The organism is Bellilinea sp. (assembly GCF_053501535.1).
In genome coordinates this window covers 1-19015 of record NZ_JBRCOK010000140.1, presented here as the reverse complement: position 1 = coordinate 19015, position 19015 = coordinate 1, and the positions used below count along the sequence as shown (strand labels likewise).

The window sequence follows — 19015 nt, the reverse complement described above, 5'->3', positions numbered from 1 at the left end:
TCCACCCAATAAACCTGATCACCCTTGTCCCACATCATCACCGGCTGGCGTTCAACCACCTGTATGATAACCTCAGCCGGTAAGCCCACCTGGATATCAATGGAAGCCAGTTCTGGAAAAGCGGCAATCAACGCCTCTCGCGCCTGCCCCGGATCGAATTCAATGATTTGTGAACCCTCCAATCGCAAAACCGCCTCCACATCGGCATAGGATAGCCGCTGCAAACCCACCACTTGAAAACTTTGAACCTCAAACTGGTCACTGAAACCAAGTGTGTACAGAGCCATTGCACATAAAACCAGCAAAATTGCGGATACCAGACGCATTCCCGGGTTCACCAACGGGATAGCCGGCAGGCGAATTTCCGCACCGCTGGCCCCCAGCGGATAGTAATACTGCCTTTTAACCCGCATGGGCGGAATTTTCCGCAGTGGAACGCTGGTGCTGGCGTGATATCCCTTCAACAGTACGGATGGGCCAGCTTTAGCCCCGCTTGTTGATTTGACCGGCACAGATTTCCGCGCTGCGGAAGCCCGATTGGTTGTTTTTTGCGCCCGCCGTTGACGCAATTGCTCGGCTCGATTAATTGCGGAAGTTGAATTCACGCTCATCCTTCCCTCCGATAATGAAACTCGGTTCGGTCGCGGTCTGTTTTGCGTTCAAAGGCCAGCTCAATCAGACGGTCTATTAACTGCGCATAGGGCAGTCCGCTCGCTTCCCAAAGTTTGGGGTACATACTGATTTGAGTAAAACCCGGAATGGTATTCACTTCGCTAATATAAATTTGATGGGTTTGACGATCTACCAGAAAATCCACTCTTGCCATGCCGGCACCATCAATGGCGCGGTAGGTTTCCAGCGCAATCCGCTGAATTTCTTGTTTGACTTCCTCCGGCAGCGGGGCAGGGATCAGCAGACGAGAATTATCGGAAAGATATTTTGCCGAATAGGTATAAAAATCCTCGCCAGGAACGACCTCGCCGGGTATCGAAGCTTCCGGTTGCTCATTTCCCAATACACTTACTTCAATCTCACGCGGCTTTTCCAGGCCCTGCTCGACGATAATGCGTCGGTCATAGCGGGCTGCTTCGTATAAACCCTCCACCAGATCCGAGCGGTTTCGGCATTTGGTTATCCCCACCGAGGAGCCCAAATTTGCCGGTTTAATGAAAACGGGGTATTGGAGGCTCGATTCAATGGCCTGGATTACCTTTTCTGCATCCTCCTCCACCATCCGGCGGGTGAACACCAGATAATCCAAAATCGGCAAATTGCAGGCGCGCAGAACGGTTTTAAACAAGGCTTTGTCCATGCCAACTGCCGAAGCCAGCACCCCAGCTCCCACATAAGCAACACCGATGAGTTCAAATAAGCCCTGCAGCGTTCCGTCCTCCCCAAAAGTACCGTGTAAAACGGGGAAAATCACATCCAGCCGGGTAAACGGTTCAACCCGCCCATCCTTCAGGAAATACAGCGTGGCATCCCCCGCATGGGGTAACATTGCCACCGGAGTTAAGTGCGCAGTTCTACCGGTTTGGAAGGCTTCTAAAACATCCTGACCACTCAGCCACTGTCCCTCTTTGGTAATACCGACTTCTATCAGGTGGTATTTTGCAGGATCGAGATTGGCAAGAATAGATCGAGCCGAGAGCAAGGAAACCTCATGCTCACCGGAACGCCCACCGAAGAAAACTCCAACTGTAATCTTATCTGTCATTGCTCACCTTTTAAAGTGGTTTCACCATCAGACCAATCCCCAACCAGTTCCACTTCCAGTTCCAACCGAACACCAAATTTTTCCTCAACAGTATTGCGAACAATCTCGATTAAGTGTCGGTAATCGCTGGCCGTAGCCGCTTCGCTGTTGACAAAGAAATTGGCATGCACCGGACTGACCTGCACACCACCAATCCGCATCCCTTTCAAACCGGCCGCTTCAATCAGTCGCCCGGCGTAATCACCCGGCGGGTTCTTGAACATGGAACCCAGGCTGGCGCCCGGTGGTTGGGTCTGTTTCCTGCGATTGGAAAATTCGTCCATTTTTTCCTTAACGGCCTCTGGAGTGCTTTTTTCCAGTTTTAGGGTGGCAGAGAGAATTACCGCTTGTGTCCCGCTTCGCTTCAATACACTGCTGCGATATTCATAACCGAACTTTTCAACTGACCAGGTTTGCTTACCTTCTTGCGGGTGCAAGATTTCTGCCATCAGTAAATTTTTCTGCATATCGCCGTCAAAAGCCCCGGCGTTGCCGTAAATTGCCCCTCCCAGCGTACCTGGCACGCTATTCGCCCACTCCAATCCGCTCAAACCACGCAGTGCCGCCTGCCGTGCAATCATGCCAAGGTTAGCGCCCGATTCAGCCCAAACAGTGGGGGGATCATTTTGGGCATGGATCTTAATCGTATGTGCCCGGTTGAGCAAAACTACCCCATGAAAGCCACGGTCACTGACCAGCACGTTGGCGCCTCCGCCCAAAAGCAGGAAGGGAATCTTCATCTCCCACAACGTTTTTACGCATTTTTCCAACTCATCCGCACTGTTGACCACCAGCAACGCATCCGCCGGCCCGCCTACACGTGCAGCAGTGTAGTTCGCCAGCCGCACATTTTCTTGCAGCCGTTGGCCAAATTGCTCACGCAACTCTTTGAGCGGAAGAGGGGTTACGGGTGAGTTCACCTGCTAATCTCCTAAAGCGCCTTGATTGCCTCGATCAGGCGGTTGAGTAAATCTTCCCGATTGCTGTCCAATGCCGGCGGGCGGGAAGTCAAACACTCGCGCTGGGGGCGCGGCTCTTTCCGCGTTTGAAATTCCGCGCTTTCCAACCGCAAAGCAGGAACAACCGAAACCGATGAGGTATAGGTTCGTTTCTTGGAATCAGACATCTGCCACCTCCTTTTCTTTCAAACCCGAAAAAACTCGTGCGCTGATCTGGTCGGCATCTCCAGCCGAAAGCACCAGCAAGACATCCCCTTTTTTCAAATTTTTCAACAGGAAATCTACCGCTTCATTCAAGGTCGGAATAAATCTGACGGATGGATGAGCCATACGGGCTACCACTTGCGCGGCAGAAAAACCCTCATCTCTTTCCCGCGCGGCATACACTTCGGTTACCACCACCTCATCCGCCATTTGAAATGCACGGGTGAAGCCATCCATCAATGTCAATGTTCTGGAATAGGTGTGCGGCTGCCATACTGCCCAAATGCGCCGCTGTGGATAACGCATTTTTGCAGCCGAAAGGGTAGCATTCACTTCAGTCGGGTGATGAGCGTAATCATCCACCACAATGACACCATATGCTTCTCCCAACACATCAAATCTTCTGCCCGTACCGCTGAATTCTGCCAAGGCCTGGGCTGCCTCGTACAGGGAGATTCCCAGCCAGTGGCAGGCCGCCACTACTGCAGTGGCATTCATCACATTATGGCTGCCCGGCACCTGCAAACCGACCCGCACAGTGGCAGGCGGCAGGTTTTCTGCCGCTAACGTGACCTCAAAATCAAAACCTCCGCTCTGGTTGACACCCATCAGGCTGGCGCGCACTTCGGCTGATGCCTGAAGGGCATAGGTTATGCCTGATCCACCGCGTTGACGAAATTTCTCCGCCAAATCGGCAGCGGCTGGGTTGTCAGCGTTGGCAATCACCACACCACCGGGTTTCAACCGCCCGATAAATTGAGCAAAGGCACTCAAATAACTTTCCAAGGTGGGGAAACAATCCGGGTGATCATGTTCCACCGTAGTCAGGATGATCATGTCCGGCTTCAAGCCAAGGAACATATTGTCATATTCATCCGCTTCGATCACAAACCAGTTACCGCTTCCAGCATGGGCATTGCGCTTGAGATTTTTTGAAACCCCGCCAATCAGGTAGGATGGATCATGATTCAAACGGGTTAAAACCCATGCCAGCATGGCGGTGGTGGTTGTCTTGCCATGCGTCCCGGCTATTGCAAGCACCTTTTGCTCCCCACTCAGTTGCTCTAAAAATTCCTGCCGCTTGAGCACCGGTATTCCCGCAGCCAGCGCTGCTTGAACTTCCGGATTCTCGACTGGCACTGCCGAAGAACGAATCACCACATCTGCACCGCGCACATTGGCAGCATCATGCCCGGCATAGACCGTAATACCTTCGCTGACAAGTTGCGCCGCCAAGGGAGAAAGTACCCGGTCAGACCCCGTCACCCGATAGCCCTTCTCTTTCAAGAAGAGGGCTATTGCCGAAAGGCCGCTACCACCAATCCCAACAAGATGCACATGTTTCATCAGATAAACACCACCAGAACAAAGACAAATGCAATGGCTACTGCAAAGTAGATAATCGGCGTACCGGTTTCTGCCATCAGCCACTCGGGCGGCAAAAGATTGATTAAGCGCAAGGCTTCCTGTCCCATGACCGTGTTCGGATCGGGAGCAGTAATAATTGGAAATGGATAATTGGCATTGTGGAGGAACCACCACAATGTTCCCCACACCATAAAACCGTTGACAGCGCCCAGGAAGAAACCCAAAAGAATATCCTGCAATCGTTCGCGTGCAAACTTACCGGTCTGAGCAATACGGGGTAGATTGGGAGTTTGATAACCAAAGAAAACCAGCGAAAGCAGCACAATTGCCCGCATCCAGAAAAGGGTGTCCGGGGCATTTTCCCGCAAGATTCGGATGAACGGCACAAAACGCTCCAATACGGTGACAATGAACATCGCCAGCACCACCGCAAAGGTCACCAGAAGCTCGCGCGCCCAGCCACGCACTCCGCCTACCAGGGCAAACAAAATGACCAGCAGCCAGAAGACGACATTAAGGCTCACCATGTGGTCAACCTGCCTTTCTGCGCGGGAGATTGTGCCAGTTCCCGCAGCAAGTCCGCAATTTTTTCCGCCGCGTGCGGTTGAGCGAGGTCAAGCATCGCCTTGCGCATCGCCTTCATTTGATTTTCATCACCCATCAGTTGAGAAACGGTCGGTAACAGCTCATCGGCCAGGCGATCATTTTCCACTACGACTGCTGCCCCGCGTGAGGCAAGATAATCTGCATTAACCTTCTGATAACGCCAGGCATAGGGATAGGGCACCAAAATTGCCGGCAAGCCGAAATGAGGCAATTCACCCAGAGTCGAAGCTCCGGCACGGCACACTGCCAGGTCTGCTGCTGCCAGGGCAGCACCCATCTCCTCATGTAAGTAGGGGAATACGTGATAGCGAGAAAGCCATTCCCCCGGCAATTGATTCCGGCAGGCATCCACCAAGGGCCAGTCAGCCTGCCCGGTAACATGAATGACATGCAGGTTCGTAAGGAGACCTTCCAGCACTGACCACACTGCCTGATTGATACTGTGCGCCCCCTTGCTGCCTCCGAACACAAGCAAAACCTTTTCATCTTCTGCAATGCCAAACCACTCCCTGCCGCGGGAGCGATTCCATTTCAAAATTTCCGGTCGGAGCGGGTAACCGGTGACCACGATGCGTTTCGAGGCGGGGAAAAACGAGCGGGATTCTTCCGCCGTGACTGCAATGCAGTCGGCAAAGCGCGCCAGGGTTTTCAAAGCCAACCCCGGTTCAATATCCGGTACATACAGCAGACTGTTTCGTGGAATTCCCATCAATGCCATTGGGACAGCCACATATCCCCCGGTGAAGAACAGAACATCCGGTTGAAATTCGCGCAAAATCTTGCGAGAGGCAAGCGTACCTTTTGCCAGTCGCAGCAGGTTGCCCGGCAAAGCCCGCAGCCCTACACCATGTACACCGGCCGCAGGAATGCCACGGAAGGGGATTTGCTGGCGAGTCACCAGATCCTTCTCCATGCCGTCCTCCCCTCCGATCCACAAAACGGGGTTGGCATCATCTCCGACTGTGTGAAGAACGGTAAGCGCGGGATACACCCCGCCGCCCGTTCCCCCGGCGCAAATTAACAACCGCACTAAATGCTCTCCCTTCTTCTTCGTTTTTTTTGTGATTGGCTACCCTGCCAACCGAGAGAATAAGACCAACTGCCGCCATGGTCATGGTCAGGTTCGATCCGCCGGCGCTGATCAACGGTAAAGCATTACCGGCAAAGGGGAATACACTGACCATGACTCCCATATTCAAAATGGCCTCCAGTGTAATCCAAAAAGTCAAACCGGCAGCCAGCAGGCGTCCCTGCATATCCAAAGCCTTGCGGGCAATGCTCATGCCCCGCCACATCAGCACCATATAGGTCAACACCACCACGCCCGCACCCAGCAGACCGGTTTCTTCTGCAATCACGGCAAAAATCGAATCGGTGTGCGATACCGGCAGAGCAAATTTTGATGATCCTTTACCAATTCCGACACCGAAAAAACCACCGCGTACAATCGATTCAATTGACCGCTTGATGTGATCGTGGGCATTGACCGGGTCCTGCAACGCCACCAGATACTGTTCAAATCGAACCCGGCCGGTATCCGAAACAAGCAAAAAGAATGCCCCGATTCCCCCTACCAAAATCAGAATCAAGATGATTTGCCTCCAGTCCACCCCCGCCAGGAAAAACATCAAACCACCCAGCACCAGAATAGTCAGGGTTGCACTCAGGTCAGGCTGCAACATGATGAACCCGGCGGTTAACCCTAGAATCGTGATCATCGGAATAAGTCCAAAATGGATATTGTTCAGCACCTCCTGTTTGGATTGCAGCCAGAAGGCAAGGTAAATGATAATGACCAGTTTGGCCAGTTCCGAGGGCTGCACCGAACCATTGAACAGGGTGCGGCGAGAGTTGAAACGCACTTCCCCAAAGAAAGCGACCCACACCAGTAAAACGATCATCACCAAAACCATTGGTACCAGCCACTTTTTCCAGCGGCGGTAATCCACGTACATAAAGAACAGCGCAGCCCCTATCCCGACGAACACCCAGCGCAACTGGTTGAGGAAAAAGTAGGTGACCGGTTTTTCGGCCAGCATGGAAGGCTGCCACGAAGCCGAATAGACCATCAAAATGCCAAAACCCAGCAGAAACATCACGGCGAGCACCAATGGCACATCAATCCCCAGCCGGATCGGACGAACGGAGCTTTCACCCAGTGGTGAAGCGATTCTGGAATTCACGGCAGTCTGTTCACCCATAAACGGTATACCTCCCCTCTTTCCTCAAAGTCTTTGAATGCGTCAAAACTGGTGCAGCCCGGAGAGAGCAGCACCACATCGCCGGCCTCTGCCACATCGGCCGCCGCCTGAATTGCTTCTTCCAACCGATCACAGCGGGTAATGGTAAAAGGCCGTTCACCGAAGGACGGTGTTCCAATCGCCTGCTGAATTTTCTCGGCGGCTTCCCCAAACACCACCACATGATCTACCCGCCGGCGGATATCGGCAGCCAGTTCGTCCCACGGCAGGTGTTTGTCCCGTCCACCCAGCAGCAGGACAATGGGTTCATTGAAGGCACGCAGGGCAGCCCGAACACGTTCCGGCGCGGTGGCAATCGAGTCGTTATACCATTCCACTCCCCGCCAGGTGCGAACATGCTCAAGGCGGTGAGCCACACCCCGAAAACCACGTACTCCCTCGCGAATGGAATCTGGCGAAAAACCGGCTGCCATCGCAATTGCGCAGGCCGCCAGCACATTCAAGAGGTTATGCTCACCGCGCAGCAGAATCTCGCTGGCAGAGAGCAGAATTACCAAATCACCATTGCACTGCCAGTAAATATGACCCTCTTTCAAAAAAGTACCATCTAATTTTTGTAATGGACGCTCAACTCCAAAGGTAATCAATCTCCCTTTAACCCGATCACGCAATCCCCATGAGCGATTGTCCTCACGATTTAGAATGGCAATGTCCCCGCTTTTTTGAAAATCAATGATATGAGCTTTCGCAGCCACATAAGATTCCATGGTCTTATGCCGGTCAAGGTGATTGGGGGTTATGTTTAATACAGCCGCCACATGTGGAGAAACACTCATCAATTCCAATTGGAAACTGGAAAGTTCCAACACCACCCGGTCATCCGGCTTAATTTCTTCCAGAAATTCGATCAGCGGGTTCCCGATATTGCCGCCCACCCAGGCTTTGTTGGGCGGTCGAACATCCGCCTGCGCTATCCGCCCGACCAGCGCGGTAGTGGTAGTCTTGCCGGCTGAGCCGGTGATTCCAATCACCGGGCAGGCTACCTGTTCCAGGAACAATTGTGAATCATTGGAAAGCGGAATACCGCGCCGCACTGCCTCTACCAGCAACGGCAGTTCCAGCGGAACGCCGCCCGAAACAAAAACCACATCCACACCGTCCAGCAATTCCAGCGGATGCCCTCCCGTACGCCATTCGATTTCAAATCCCTGCATAGCATCTTTTTCAGCCTGTAACTGGTCATCACTGCGTTGATCGTTCAAAATCACGCGTGCGCCGCGCCTGGCCAGGTAACGGCTGAGCGCCAGTCCCTGCCGGGCTGCCCCAATCACTAACGCGCGTAAATTCCGCCAGTTCTTCATGATCACACCACCGCCAGCGCCACACCCAACATGGCAAATAAAAGACTCACCAGCCAGAAACGCTGCACAACCTGCGTTTCACTCCAGCCGCCCAGTTCAAAGTGATAATGCAATGGGGCCATTCTAAAAAAGCGTTTTCCCTTTGTGGCTTTGAAATACAGAATTTGAATGACCACACTCAACGCCTCGCTGACCGGGATGATGGCGATTATCGGCAGTAACAACCACTGACCGGTCATCAATGCCACCACTGCCAGCGTAGCCCCAATGGAAAGCGAACCGGTATCTCCCATGAACAATTCAGCCGGATGGACGTTGAACCATAAAAAGCCGAAGATGGCACCCACCAGCGTAAAACAAAAGCGCGCCAGAAAGACCTGATCCTGCAGCAGGGCAATTCCGCCGTAGGCTGCAAAGGCTGTTGCGGAAATCAGGCCGGCAAGACCATCCAGCCCATCGGTAAAATTGACGGCATTTGACATTCCAACAATGATGAAAGCTGCAATTGGGATGTAAAAGACGCCTAATGAAATCGGTTCTTCAAAGCCAGGCCAGAACATCTCCGGCACTTCCAGAACATATTTCAACCCAAAGGCAATTCCCAAGGCTAGAATTAACTGAACGATAAACTTGGTGCGTGCCCGCATTCCCAAACCACGCCGCGGGCCACGGATACCTTCCCAGTCATCCAGAGCACCCAGTACGGCATAGCAGAACAGTACCAGAAGCGGCAGCAAAACCGACCGGCCAAGCACCGTTACCCCAATCAACGAGGCGGCATTCAACAGGATGGTCAATAACATGACCGGTAGCAAAATCATCACCCCGCCCATCGTCGGCGTGCCCATCTTAGTGAAGTGGCGATCCGGTTCCTCAACACGGATGATTTTCCCAATTCGAAAATGGCGCAGCACCCGCAGCAACGGCGAACCCCAGATGATGGCCAGCATAAAACTCAAACCGCTAAGCGCCAGCGCAAGGGATGTTTCTCTCATGATTCGACCTCCAGGGCAGCTGCGATGCGATCCATGCGCAAGCCGTGCGAACCCTTGACCAAAGCCACATCTCCCTCGCGCAATATACCGCGCAGCAAGTCGGTTGCCTGTTCCACCCCATCGGTGATGTGGATTTTCGAGGAAGGCAGACCGGCTTGGTGAGCCGATTCGGCAATGATTCGCCCCAGTTTTCCAACAGTAATGAGCGTATCGGCTACTTCTGCCGCCCGAACCCCTACCTTTTCATGGCCTTGCTGCTCGTAAATCCCCAGCTCCAGCATATCCCCCAGCACAGCAATTTTTCTGCCATTCATCTCGGATAATAAATTCAAAGCCGCCAGGGTTGATTCGGGCGCGGCGTTGTAGGAATCGTCCAGAATCATTGCTCCGTTACTCAAATTGACCGTCACCATCCTCAATTGAGATTGACTGTGCTGCAAGGCATAGAGTATTTCCTGCCAGCTGACCCCCGAAATCAGACCAACTGCCACCGCCCGGAGGATGGTATGCACCGAGTGCCGTCCAATAATGGGAACCCGCAAATGAATCATTTCATTCCGAAAATGCAGGCGGAAGCGAATCCCCTTCAACCCCAGTCCTTCAATCTGGTCGGCCCACAGATCAGTTTGAGCATCCAAACCATAGGTAAACAGCTGCGCACGGGTTTTGTCTGCCATCCAACGCACCCACGGGTCATCCCAGTTCAAAACTGCCACACCGCCAGGCGCCGGCGGTAATGCCTGCACCAGCTCCGATTTGCCTCTGGCAATCATCTCCTGAGATCCGGCCCGTTCAGCGTGGACGGTGCCAATACTGGTAATCACCCCCACCTGTGGTTGGGCAATTTCACACAAAAAGGCAATTTCCCCGGGCACATAAAAACCCATTTCCAAAACAGCCGCCTGATGGGCTGCCGTCAATCGCAGCAAAGTAAGCGGCAGTCCGATTTCGTTATTCAAATTTCCCTGTGTTTTCAAAACGCGGTAACGCTGGGCTAAAACCTCGGTAATCAGTTCTTTGGTGGTCGTTTTACCCACCGAACCGGTGATGCCAATCACGCGCAGGTCATGCTTGCGCCGCCAGTAAGCCGCCAGCTTTTGCAGGCTTTGCAGGGTGTCTTCAACCCGAATACAAAACGGCGGGTCGGGCAACTCCCAACCCTCGCTGAAATCCAGGGTGCGTAAATCCACTACCGGCCGGTCAACCACCACCTCTCTCTGAATCAACGCAAGGTGCGCACCCCGTTCAAACGCTGCGCCCACATAGTCATGACCATCGCTGCGTTCACCCTTCAGCGCCACAAACATTGAGCCCGGTATCAGCTGGCGAGAATCGATTGCAGCCTCACTGATGACCAGCGAGGCAGCTTGGGGTCTTACACCACTCAGGGCTTCGAAAACATCCGCCAGCGTTAACATCTACGATTCACCTCATGGACTTGCCAGTTGTTGCCTGACCTCATCGGGTGGTATTTTCATCAACACCACCAGTTCCTCAACCGCCTGACTGAATACCGGGGCTGCTACCACCGAACCCCATGGCGAACTGGTCGGTTTTTCCAGCCAGACATATACAATAAACCTGGGATCATCTACAGGCCCCCACCCGACAAACGAGGCATTGGTCATACTGGTATAACCACCCGGGCCGGGGATTTCCGCCGTTCCGGTTTTTCCGGCAATCCGATAACCTTCCACCAGAGCGTTAGAAGCCTCGTTCTCCAGCGAAGCAGCCAGCATATCGGTAATCGTCCGGGCAGTATCGGGTTTAACCACCTGACGAATCACCCGTGGATTGACCGCATACTGAACGCCATCCTGAATGTAGGCTTTGACGACATGCGGCGCCATCATTTTGCCATCGTTTGCCATGGCAGCAATTGCCGTAATCATCTGAATGGGGGTAACAGCCACACCCTGTCCAAAGGAATTGGTGCCCAGATTGACCGGATACCAGTTGGTATCACCGGGCAAACTTAGCGGATAAACCTGCTCGCCAGCCAGATCAATGCCGGTATAACGCCCGATTCCAAAGTCCTGCAAGTACTTATAAAACCGGGTAGGGCCTAATTCCTGAGCTACCCAGGCCAGACACACATTCAAAGAATGTTGCATGCAACCAACCATGTCCTGAGGACCCCACGCACCGCGGTCCCAGTTGTAAATCCAGATACCGCCCACTTCAATCGCACCAACATCCACGAAGGGTGTTTCGGGCTGAACCGCTCCGGCATCTATGGCGGCAGCCATGGTCAACACTTTGAATACCGAGCCGGGCTCGTACAATTGGCTGATCGCCCGGTTAAAGTAGCTGCCCAATGGGAAGACCTCACCATACCGCCAGTATTCGTTGGGGTTGAAGTGCGGCGTGGTTGCCATCGCCAGAATTTCACCCGTTTTTGGATCCATCACCACTAATGTGCCTGACTCTGCGCCGTTGGCTTCAACGGCCTGGTCAATAATCCGTTCCATGGCTGCCTGAATATCCCGATCCAGCGATGTAATCAAACTTGCACCCGGCGGAATTTCAGGAATTTCCTGGATTTCGGTGGGATTCATCGGCAGGATGACCTGCTGTTTGTTCCCTGCAAGCAGGTTATTATACTGCTCTTCCAGCCCCAGCATACCCCTGCCGGTCCAGCGGTCCAGGTAATTATAAAAACCCAGCACGTTGGCAGCCAGTTCATTTTCGGGATAACTGCGAATAAGGTGCGGACGCCAGAATACACCAACCAGCGAGGGGGCAGGCCCTTTCTTTGGTTTTTCCGCCTGCTCGTAAGCATTGACCTTTTCTTCCAGCATGCGAATTTTTTCGGCCGGAACAAAATCCTTGATGACTTCGTAACGCTCGTTGCCCTCTTTCCGATAGGATTCAGCCTTACGAAGGGTATCGTAATAATCCACTTCTAATACCGCTGCCAGGTCTCTGGCAACCGTTTCGGGGTTGATCACCTGCTGTGGAGCAATGCCCACCTCGTATACTTCCTTATTACCTGCCAGTAAATTACCCCAGCGGTCATAAATATTACCGCGTTCCGGAATGATGACGCGTACCTGCTGGTTATATGTTTTAGCAAACATTTCCACCAGTTGGCGGGAATGTTCGCTGTTTTGAATGCGAACCATCTGATAAACAATCGCCGCACTCAGCAGTACAAACACTGCTCCAATTAATCGCATCCGCCCGATACCGCCATTCATGGACGCTGCCCCCCTCTCGTATTCATGAATTGATAAGCGCTTTGATACAGCAAATCCCACAGCGATTGGGTATAAGCCGGTCGGAGCAGTTTGTTTTCACGTTGAATGGCAGCCGGTGGCGGAGCCAAAAAAACCACCTCACGGACGCTTATCCCTTCTACCGGAAGATAGACCAGATCCTCACGCTCTGCCGGGCGAAAGCCCAGTTTTTCCGCCCGTTCCAGCATCACCTGCGAGGAGTTCAAGAGAGCCAGCTGGGTGCGCATATCTGCAATCCGAATCGCCAGCCCTTCCCGTTCCAGCTCAAGGCTTTTGATACGCGCTCCAGTTTCGGCAGCCCGTCCGCTGACATACACATACACACCCGCAATCAGCATCCCTACCACCAGTATCAGCAAAAACAAACCAATCCACTGGAGCTGAACGCGCCATGGGGCTTGGCGATAGGCTTGAATGATTCGCTGATTCATCTTGGAAGTTGCTCCGTTCAAGGATTTATTCTTTCTTTTGGGGTATGGATTGCAATTGTCATGCCAGTTCAGATTTTTTCTGCTACGCGTAGTTTTGCGCTTCGGGCTCTTGGGTTCGTCTCAATTTCCTCGGAAGAGGGAAGAATCGGTTTGCGGGTAATTTCCCGCAGGGTTGCACGGTGATTGCAGGTACATACCGGCTGCTCCGGTGGGCAAATACAGTCTTTGCTTTCACGGCGGAAGAACTGTTTGACAATCCGGTCTTCCAAAGAGTGAAAGGAAATCACCGCCAGCCTGCCGCCGCTCGCCAACGACTCGGCTGCCGCCGGGAGCGCTTCTTCCAGCGCACGCAGCTCATTGTTGACCGCAATCCGCAAAGCCTGAAAAGTACGGGTTGCCGGATGGATGCGCTCGCGCTGCCCGCCGACTACCCGCTCCACAATTTGCGCCAGTTCTACAGTGGTGTGCAGCGGACGCGAACGGCAAATTTCACGGGCAATTCGCCGGGCATGACGCTCTTCCCCATAACGCCAGATCAATTCGGTCAATTCCTCTTCCGAAAGGGTATTGACCAGATCAGAAGCGCTTATACCGGTGGTGGGATCGAAACGCATATCCAACAGCCCGTCGGCGAGGAAGGAAAATCCACGTTCTGCCTGATCCAGTTGCATGGAGGAAACCCCCAGATCAAACACAATGCCGTTGACCTGTGTCCATCCAAGCCGGCTCAGTTCCTCCCGCAGTCGAGTGTAGGAAGCATGGACGAGAATCACACGCGGATGATATACAGACAGGCGCTGGCTCGCGATTGCCAGCGCCTGTGGGTCTCTATCCAGCGCTAAAAGCTGCCCATCCGGCGCGCTTGCTTCCAGTATCCCCCAGGCATGCCCCCCGGCGCCAACGGTCGCGTCAACGTATCTCCCCGGGCTTTGCGGCCTTAAAGCGTGTATAATTTCATGGTAAAGTACAGGTTGGTGGTGAGGAACTGCCTCTGCTTTGGCCATCCCTTTGCCACCGGTCACAGGCGGATATCAAACGATGAAAACCGTTTTGCTGCCTGCTCAGAGTCTTCAATCTGTTTCACGCGCTGGTTCCACAGTTCGGCTGCCCAGATCTCAAAATAATCACCCGCTCCCACAACGACGACGGCCGTATTCAAGCGGGCTTTATCGCGCAGGTGCTGCGGAATGAGGACACGCCCGATGCGATCCACCTCTACCCAAACGGCGTTGGCAAAGATCCAGCGCTTGAGGTCACGGGCATCTTCATCAGTAAGACTGACTTTGCGGGTATTTTCTGCAATCTCTTTAAAGGAGGAAGCTGTCAAGACCATCAAATTTTGATCAAAGCCGAGCGTCACATACGCCCCACCCAGTTCAAGCAAGTCGCGGTAGCGGCTGGGTATCACCATCCGACCTTTCTCATCTATGGAGTGCTCAAACTGGCCTAAGAACATTTGTTCCAATTCTCCTTTTAACAGCGGAACGCCGGTGCTTCCGGCGCTTCCTACCACCTTAACCCACTTTCTACCAAAATCTACCACTAGTATAGCGGTTTTCTCACCATTTTGCAAGTGGTTTGACAAAACTGTTAACCTTACAATCCCACGAGGAGGCCATGAAAACAAATCCTTCTGATTTTCGTACCCTTTTTTGCGGGATGGACACACCTGTGCCGACCCTGAGCGGCGCAACCCTCCCTTATGTGAATCTGGATAACGCTGCTTCCACCCCCGCCCTGCTCCACGTTAAGGATACCGTCAACCAGTTCCTGACTTACTACGCCAGTGTCCACCGCGGCACCGGTTTCAAGAGTCAGCTTTCCACCCACGCTTACGAATCCGCCCGCTCTCTTCTGCTTGATTTTGTCGGAGCAGATAGCCAGACTCATCTGTGCATCTTCGGTAAGAACACCACCGAAGCCATCAACAAACTTGCCCGGCGCTTTCCGTTTTCCGAACAGCGCAACATCGTCCTGATCAGCCAGATGGAACACCACTCCAATGATTTACCATGGCGGGCGGTTGCAAATGTGGTGCACGTCCGCCTGTTGCCGGATGGACGACTGGATGAAACCCATTACGACGAACTGCTTGAAAAGTATCGCGGCAGAATTGCCCTGGTAGCCATTAGCGGCGCCAGCAATGTAACCGGCTATATTAACCCGATCCACCGCCTGGCAGAAAAAGCCCATCATGCCGGCGCTCAAATCATGGTGGATTGCGCCCAGCTTGCCCCTCACCGCAAGGTGAACCTGCTTCCGCTGGATGATCCTGCCCATCTCGATTACATCGCCCTTTCGGCACATAAAATGTATGCACCCTTTGGCAGCGGCGCTCTGATTGGCCGGCGTGATATTTTTGAGCAGGGCGACCCCGACCTGCGCGGTGGCGGTCAGGTTGAAATTGTCACCAAACAACAGGTGGTCTGGTCGGCACCCCCAGAACGTGAAGAAGCCGGCAGCCCCAACACGATTGGCGCTGTGGCTATGGCGGCTGCCGCCGCCCAGCTGGCACAAATTGGCATGGATACCGTCGCTGCCCATGAAGCGGATTTGACCGCCTACGCGCTGCGAAAATTACAATCTCTATCCGGCATTCATATTTACGGCGATCCACGCCCGGAGTTCGCCGATCAACGGCTGGGGGTCATTCCAATCAATTTGGAGGGCATGTCACATTTTCTGGTTGCGGCCATTTTGGGTTACGAATACGGCATTGGCGTACGCAATGGATGTTTCTGTGCCCATCCCTACCTGCTCCATTTGCTGGGATTCAGCGAGGAGGAGGCAGATCAAATCCGCAGCCAGATGATCAGCGGCGACCGGCGCAACGCCCCCGGCATGGTGCGGATTTCTTTTGGCCTGTACAATTCGAAGGACGATGTTGACCGACTGGTCGAAGCATTACACCAAATCCGCGCCGGCAAGTACATCGGCAGATATCAACAAAACTCTGCCACAGGCGAATTTTTCCCGCTCGGCTGGCAGACCCATTTTGAAGATTACTTTACCTTTCATCCAAACGGAGGAATTGCCTGATGAAACCGCAGATTTTTGCACTTTTAGCGGCAATTTGCTGGGGAGTAGGCGGTTATTTTGAAAAGAAGGGTTTACATCTGGGCAACCTTTCTCCCACCATGGGCATCACCCTTCGGACGCTGGTGGCCTTCGTTTTACTGGCTGTAGCCTCCTACCCGCAGTGGAAAACGGTTCCGCTGGCAAGCAGCAAGGCGCTCATTTACATGATCGTTGGTGGCGGCATTGTTGCCGGTGCCGCGGGTATGTTATGTTTCTATACCGCTATCAAAGGCGCGCCGCTCGGCCGGGTCATGCCGATTGCTTTCACCTCGCCGCTGTTTGGCGCATTGATGGGGTTAATCTTTGGCGGGGAAGCCCTTACCCTCAAAACCATTCTGGGAATGTCACTGACGATTGGGGGGATTATTTTGCTGACCATCGAGTAAAATATAGAAAAGAAAATCACAGTATCAAGAGAAAAGAACTTCCATGACACCTCTGGTCTTGTTCGATACCTACACTCGCAGTCTGCGCGAATTTCAACCCCTTAACCCGCCAGAAGTCGGTATGTACACCTGCGGCCCAACGGTGTATGACTATGCCCATATCGGCAACCTGCGCACCTACATCTTTGAAGATATTCTCCGGCGGGTTTTGATGTTTAACGGCTATCAGGTCAAGCATGTGATGAACATTACCGATGTTGGTCATCTTACTTCGGATGCCGATACCGGTGAAGATAAAATGGAAGCCGGAGCACGCCGCGCCGGTAAAACCGCCTGGGAAATCGCCGAATACTACACCGAGGAATTCCGCAAAGACCTGAAACGCCTGAATATCCTCGAACCGACCATCTGGTGCCGGGCAACCGACCATATTCAGGAACAGATTGACTTCATTCGCTGCATCGAGGAGATGGGCTTCACTTATCGCACTTCGGATGGGATTTACTTTGACACCAGCAAACTGCCCTCCTACGGCTATTTGGGCAGGCTGGATATTGAGGGACTGCAGGCCGGCGCGCGCATCGAGATGGGTGAAAAACGGCATCCCACCGACTTTGCCCTTTGGAAATTCAGCCCCAAGGATCAAAAGCGGCAGATGGAATGGGACAGCCCATGGGGAGTTGGCTTTCCCGGCTGGCACATTGAATGCTCCGCCATGTCTGCCAAGTATCTTGGACCCTTTTTCGATATCCACTGCGGAGGGGAAGATCATATCACCGTCCATCACACCAACGAAATTGCCCAAACTGAGGCCTGCTACGGCACTCGTTTGGCCAACTTCTGGCTGCACGGTTATTTTCTGCAGCTGGATGAAGGCGTAAAAATGTCCAAGTCCAGCGGTAAATTCCTGCGGGTAGAAACACTCATCGAAGAAGGCTATGACCCGCTCGCCTACCGCATGTTCTGCCTGAATGCCATTTACCGCCAGAAATTGAACTTTACCTGGGAAGGGCTGGACGGGGCTGCCAAAGCGCTTGACCGATTGCGCAACATTTTTTACGAGTGGGGCGAACCGACCCAAGCCGACCCGGCTTACCTGCAAAAATTCCTCGAAGTCATCAACGATGACCTGAACATGCCGCGCGCCATGGCGCTGACCTGGGAACTGGTGCGCTCCAACCTCCCCAATGGGGTCAAGAAAGCCACTGTGCTGGAATTTGACCGCGTGCTGGGGTTGAATCTGGCCAGCTGGCAGCCGCCTGAAGAAGTAATCCCGGACGAGATTTTACGGCTGGTTGAGCTGCGTCAGCAGGCCCGCGCCGAAAAACGCTGGCAGGATGCCGACGTACTGCGCAATCAGATTATAGCCGCCGGATACGAGGTGATGGATACCCCTCAGGGGCCGAAAATCAAAAGCCGCCGATCGGTTTAACCGCGCTTCAGCCGCAGCCGGAAGGTGCTTCCCCGCCCCAAAGCGCTCTGTACGGCAATCTCGCCGCCGTGCTGTTTGATCACCTGCCGGGCAATGGATAACCCCAGCCCCGCACCGCGAAACAGATGGCCATTGACTTCATCCAGATGGTAAAAACGATCGAAAATAAAAGGCAGCGCTTCGGATGGAATGCCAACGCCGCAGTCCTCCACCTGAATTTCCGCCCAATTTTCATGGGGTAACAGACTGATTCCAACCTTACCCCCGTCTGGGCTGAACTTGATGGCATTATCCACCACGGCTGCCAGCGCCCGCCCCAAACTTTTTGCATCTCCAAGAACCTGCACGGCGTCCGCCGGCAGGTTGACCTGCAATTCAATCCCCTGTTGCTGAGCCATCGGACGGTAAGTCTCGATAACTTCCAGAATGATCTGGCTCAAATCGGTTGGTTGAAACTCCGGCAGGATCAATTCCATCTCTTGCAAGAATAAAATATCGTTAATCAAAGCCGTAATTTCCTTTAAATTGCGCGCAACCGTTTCCAAAGCGCTTTGCAGGGTTTCCTCCGGTAATGCGCCGCTGCGGATAATCTGCAAAAAGCCGTTGGCCGCCATGAGCGGCGTGCGCAGTTCGTGAGCAATGGTGGTCAAAAACTGGCGACGCGCCGCTTCCTGTTGAGAGAGCTGCCGGTAGGCTTCACTTAATTCTTCGGCTTTTTTACGCAAATCCGCAATCGCCATCTCATCATTTTCCCGCAAACGGCGGCTGACTTCGCGCACCATGGCCAGTGAAAGCTGGCTGTTGCTTTGCAACAACCGGGTAAATGTTTCTCGCTGTATTTCGAGTACTTCAACTTCCGTTAAAGCGGTGATCGTTGCAGCACGCGGCGCATCATGAATGATGGCCATTTCACCAAAAAAGTCGCCTGCCCGTAGAATTTTTAACAACCTTTCCTCGTTTTCATCGAATTTTTTGGTGACCTGAACTTCCCCATCGAGC

Annotated in this window: 19 protein-coding genes; 3 read left to right on the top strand and 16 right to left on the bottom strand. The window is 53.3% G+C overall.

What is annotated here, in order from left to right; genetic code table 11:
- The 15 genes from ACWIZX_RS12695 to mraZ form a co-directional block, all read right to left on the bottom strand.
- The coding region (locus ACWIZX_RS12695; protein ID WP_448336034.1) for a cell division protein FtsQ/DivIB at positions 1-611 on the bottom strand (611 nt) is incomplete at its 3' end.
- Positions 608-1717 carry a D-alanine--D-alanine ligase family protein gene (locus ACWIZX_RS12690; protein ID WP_322794096.1) on the bottom strand — a complete coding sequence of 370 codons (1110 nt, stop codon included), beginning with the start codon at positions 1715-1717 and terminating at the stop codon, positions 608-610. The genes ACWIZX_RS12690 and ACWIZX_RS12695, both read right to left, overlap by 4 nt.
- Positions 1714-2676 carry a UDP-N-acetylmuramate dehydrogenase gene (gene murB / locus ACWIZX_RS12685; protein WP_448336033.1) on the bottom strand — a complete coding sequence of 321 codons (963 nt, stop codon included), beginning with the start codon at positions 2674-2676 and terminating at the stop codon, positions 1714-1716. Before murB ends, ACWIZX_RS12690 begins: the two co-directional genes overlap by 4 nt.
- Before the next feature lie 11 nt (positions 2677-2687).
- Complete coding sequence (locus ACWIZX_RS12680; RefSeq protein WP_322792227.1) at positions 2688-2882, bottom strand: hypothetical protein; 195 nt, start codon at positions 2880-2882, stop codon at positions 2688-2690.
- Positions 2875-4266, bottom strand: coding sequence for a UDP-N-acetylmuramate--L-alanine ligase (gene murC / locus ACWIZX_RS12675; RefSeq protein WP_448336032.1), 1392 nt, complete (start codon positions 4264-4266; stop codon positions 2875-2877). The genes ACWIZX_RS12680 and murC overlap by 8 nt, the downstream gene beginning before the upstream one ends.
- Positions 4266-4814, bottom strand: coding sequence for a hypothetical protein (locus ACWIZX_RS12670; protein WP_448336031.1), 549 nt, complete (start codon positions 4812-4814; stop codon positions 4266-4268). Before ACWIZX_RS12670 ends, murC begins: the two co-directional genes overlap by 1 nt.
- Positions 4808-5884: a UDP-N-acetylglucosamine--N-acetylmuramyl-(pentapeptide) pyrophosphoryl-undecaprenol N-acetylglucosamine transferase gene (locus ACWIZX_RS12665; protein WP_448336035.1), complete on the bottom strand. Its 1077-nt coding sequence runs from the start codon at positions 5882-5884 to the stop codon at positions 4808-4810. The genes ACWIZX_RS12670 and ACWIZX_RS12665 overlap by 7 nt, the downstream gene beginning before the upstream one ends.
- Complete coding sequence (locus tag ACWIZX_RS12660; RefSeq protein WP_448336030.1) at positions 5844-7094, bottom strand: FtsW/RodA/SpoVE family cell cycle protein; 1251 nt, start codon at positions 7092-7094, stop codon at positions 5844-5846. The genes ACWIZX_RS12665 and ACWIZX_RS12660 overlap by 41 nt, the downstream gene beginning before the upstream one ends.
- Positions 7073-8455 carry a UDP-N-acetylmuramoyl-L-alanine--D-glutamate ligase gene (gene murD, locus ACWIZX_RS12655; RefSeq protein WP_448336029.1) on the bottom strand — a complete coding sequence of 461 codons (1383 nt, stop codon included), beginning with the start codon at positions 8453-8455 and terminating at the stop codon, positions 7073-7075. The genes ACWIZX_RS12660 and murD overlap by 22 nt, the downstream gene beginning before the upstream one ends.
- 2 nt (positions 8456-8457) lie before the next feature.
- Positions 8458-9450, bottom strand: a complete 993-nt coding sequence (gene mraY / locus ACWIZX_RS12650; protein ID WP_322794532.1) for a phospho-N-acetylmuramoyl-pentapeptide-transferase — start codon at positions 9448-9450, stop codon at positions 8458-8460.
- The gene (locus tag ACWIZX_RS12645) at positions 9447-10868 is read right to left on the bottom strand and encodes a UDP-N-acetylmuramoyl-tripeptide--D-alanyl-D-alanine ligase (RefSeq protein WP_448336028.1); all 1422 of its coding nucleotides are present in this window, start codon (positions 10866-10868) and stop codon (positions 9447-9449) included. The genes mraY and ACWIZX_RS12645 overlap by 4 nt, the downstream gene beginning before the upstream one ends.
- Before the next feature lie 12 nt (positions 10869-10880).
- Positions 10881-12650: a peptidoglycan D,D-transpeptidase FtsI family protein gene (locus ACWIZX_RS12640; RefSeq protein ID WP_448336027.1), complete on the bottom strand. Its 1770-nt coding sequence runs from the start codon at positions 12648-12650 to the stop codon at positions 10881-10883.
- The gene (locus ACWIZX_RS12635; RefSeq protein ID WP_322794529.1) at positions 12647-13120 is read right to left on the bottom strand and encodes a hypothetical protein; all 474 of its coding nucleotides are present in this window, start codon (positions 13118-13120) and stop codon (positions 12647-12649) included. Before ACWIZX_RS12635 ends, ACWIZX_RS12640 begins: the two co-directional genes overlap by 4 nt.
- A 68-nt stretch (positions 13121-13188) precedes the next feature.
- Positions 13189-14124 (bottom strand): 16S rRNA (cytosine(1402)-N(4))-methyltransferase RsmH, encoded by a 936-nt coding sequence (rsmH, locus tag ACWIZX_RS12630; RefSeq protein ID WP_448336026.1) that lies wholly within the window; start codon positions 14122-14124, stop codon positions 13189-13191.
- A gap of 14 nt (positions 14125-14138) precedes the next feature.
- The gene (gene mraZ / locus ACWIZX_RS12625; protein ID WP_322794527.1) at positions 14139-14705 is read right to left on the bottom strand and encodes a division/cell wall cluster transcriptional repressor MraZ; all 567 of its coding nucleotides are present in this window, start codon (positions 14703-14705) and stop codon (positions 14139-14141) included.
- Positions 14706-14737: 32 nt separating this feature from the next.
- Here mraZ and ACWIZX_RS12620 point away from each other — a divergent pair, with 32 nt between their 5' ends.
- From ACWIZX_RS12620 to cysS, 3 genes are read left to right on the top strand one after another with little or no spacing between them, the layout of a single operon-like run.
- Complete coding sequence (locus ACWIZX_RS12620; protein WP_448336025.1) at positions 14738-16159, top strand: aminotransferase class V-fold PLP-dependent enzyme; 1422 nt, start codon at positions 14738-14740, stop codon at positions 16157-16159.
- Entirely contained in the window at positions 16159-16584 is a 426-nt protein-coding gene (locus ACWIZX_RS12615; protein ID WP_448336024.1) for an EamA family transporter, read from the top strand. The genes ACWIZX_RS12620 and ACWIZX_RS12615 overlap by 1 nt, the downstream gene beginning before the upstream one ends.
- A 43-nt stretch (positions 16585-16627) precedes the next feature.
- Entirely contained in the window at positions 16628-18016 is a 1389-nt protein-coding gene (cysS, locus tag ACWIZX_RS12610) for a cysteine--tRNA ligase (RefSeq protein ID WP_448336023.1), read from the top strand.
- Here the strand turns inward: cysS and ACWIZX_RS12605 are convergent.
- A partial coding sequence (locus ACWIZX_RS12605) for an ATP-binding protein (protein WP_448336022.1) occupies positions 18013-19015 on the bottom strand: 1003 nt, incomplete at its 5' end. The genes cysS and ACWIZX_RS12605 overlap by 4 nt on opposite strands.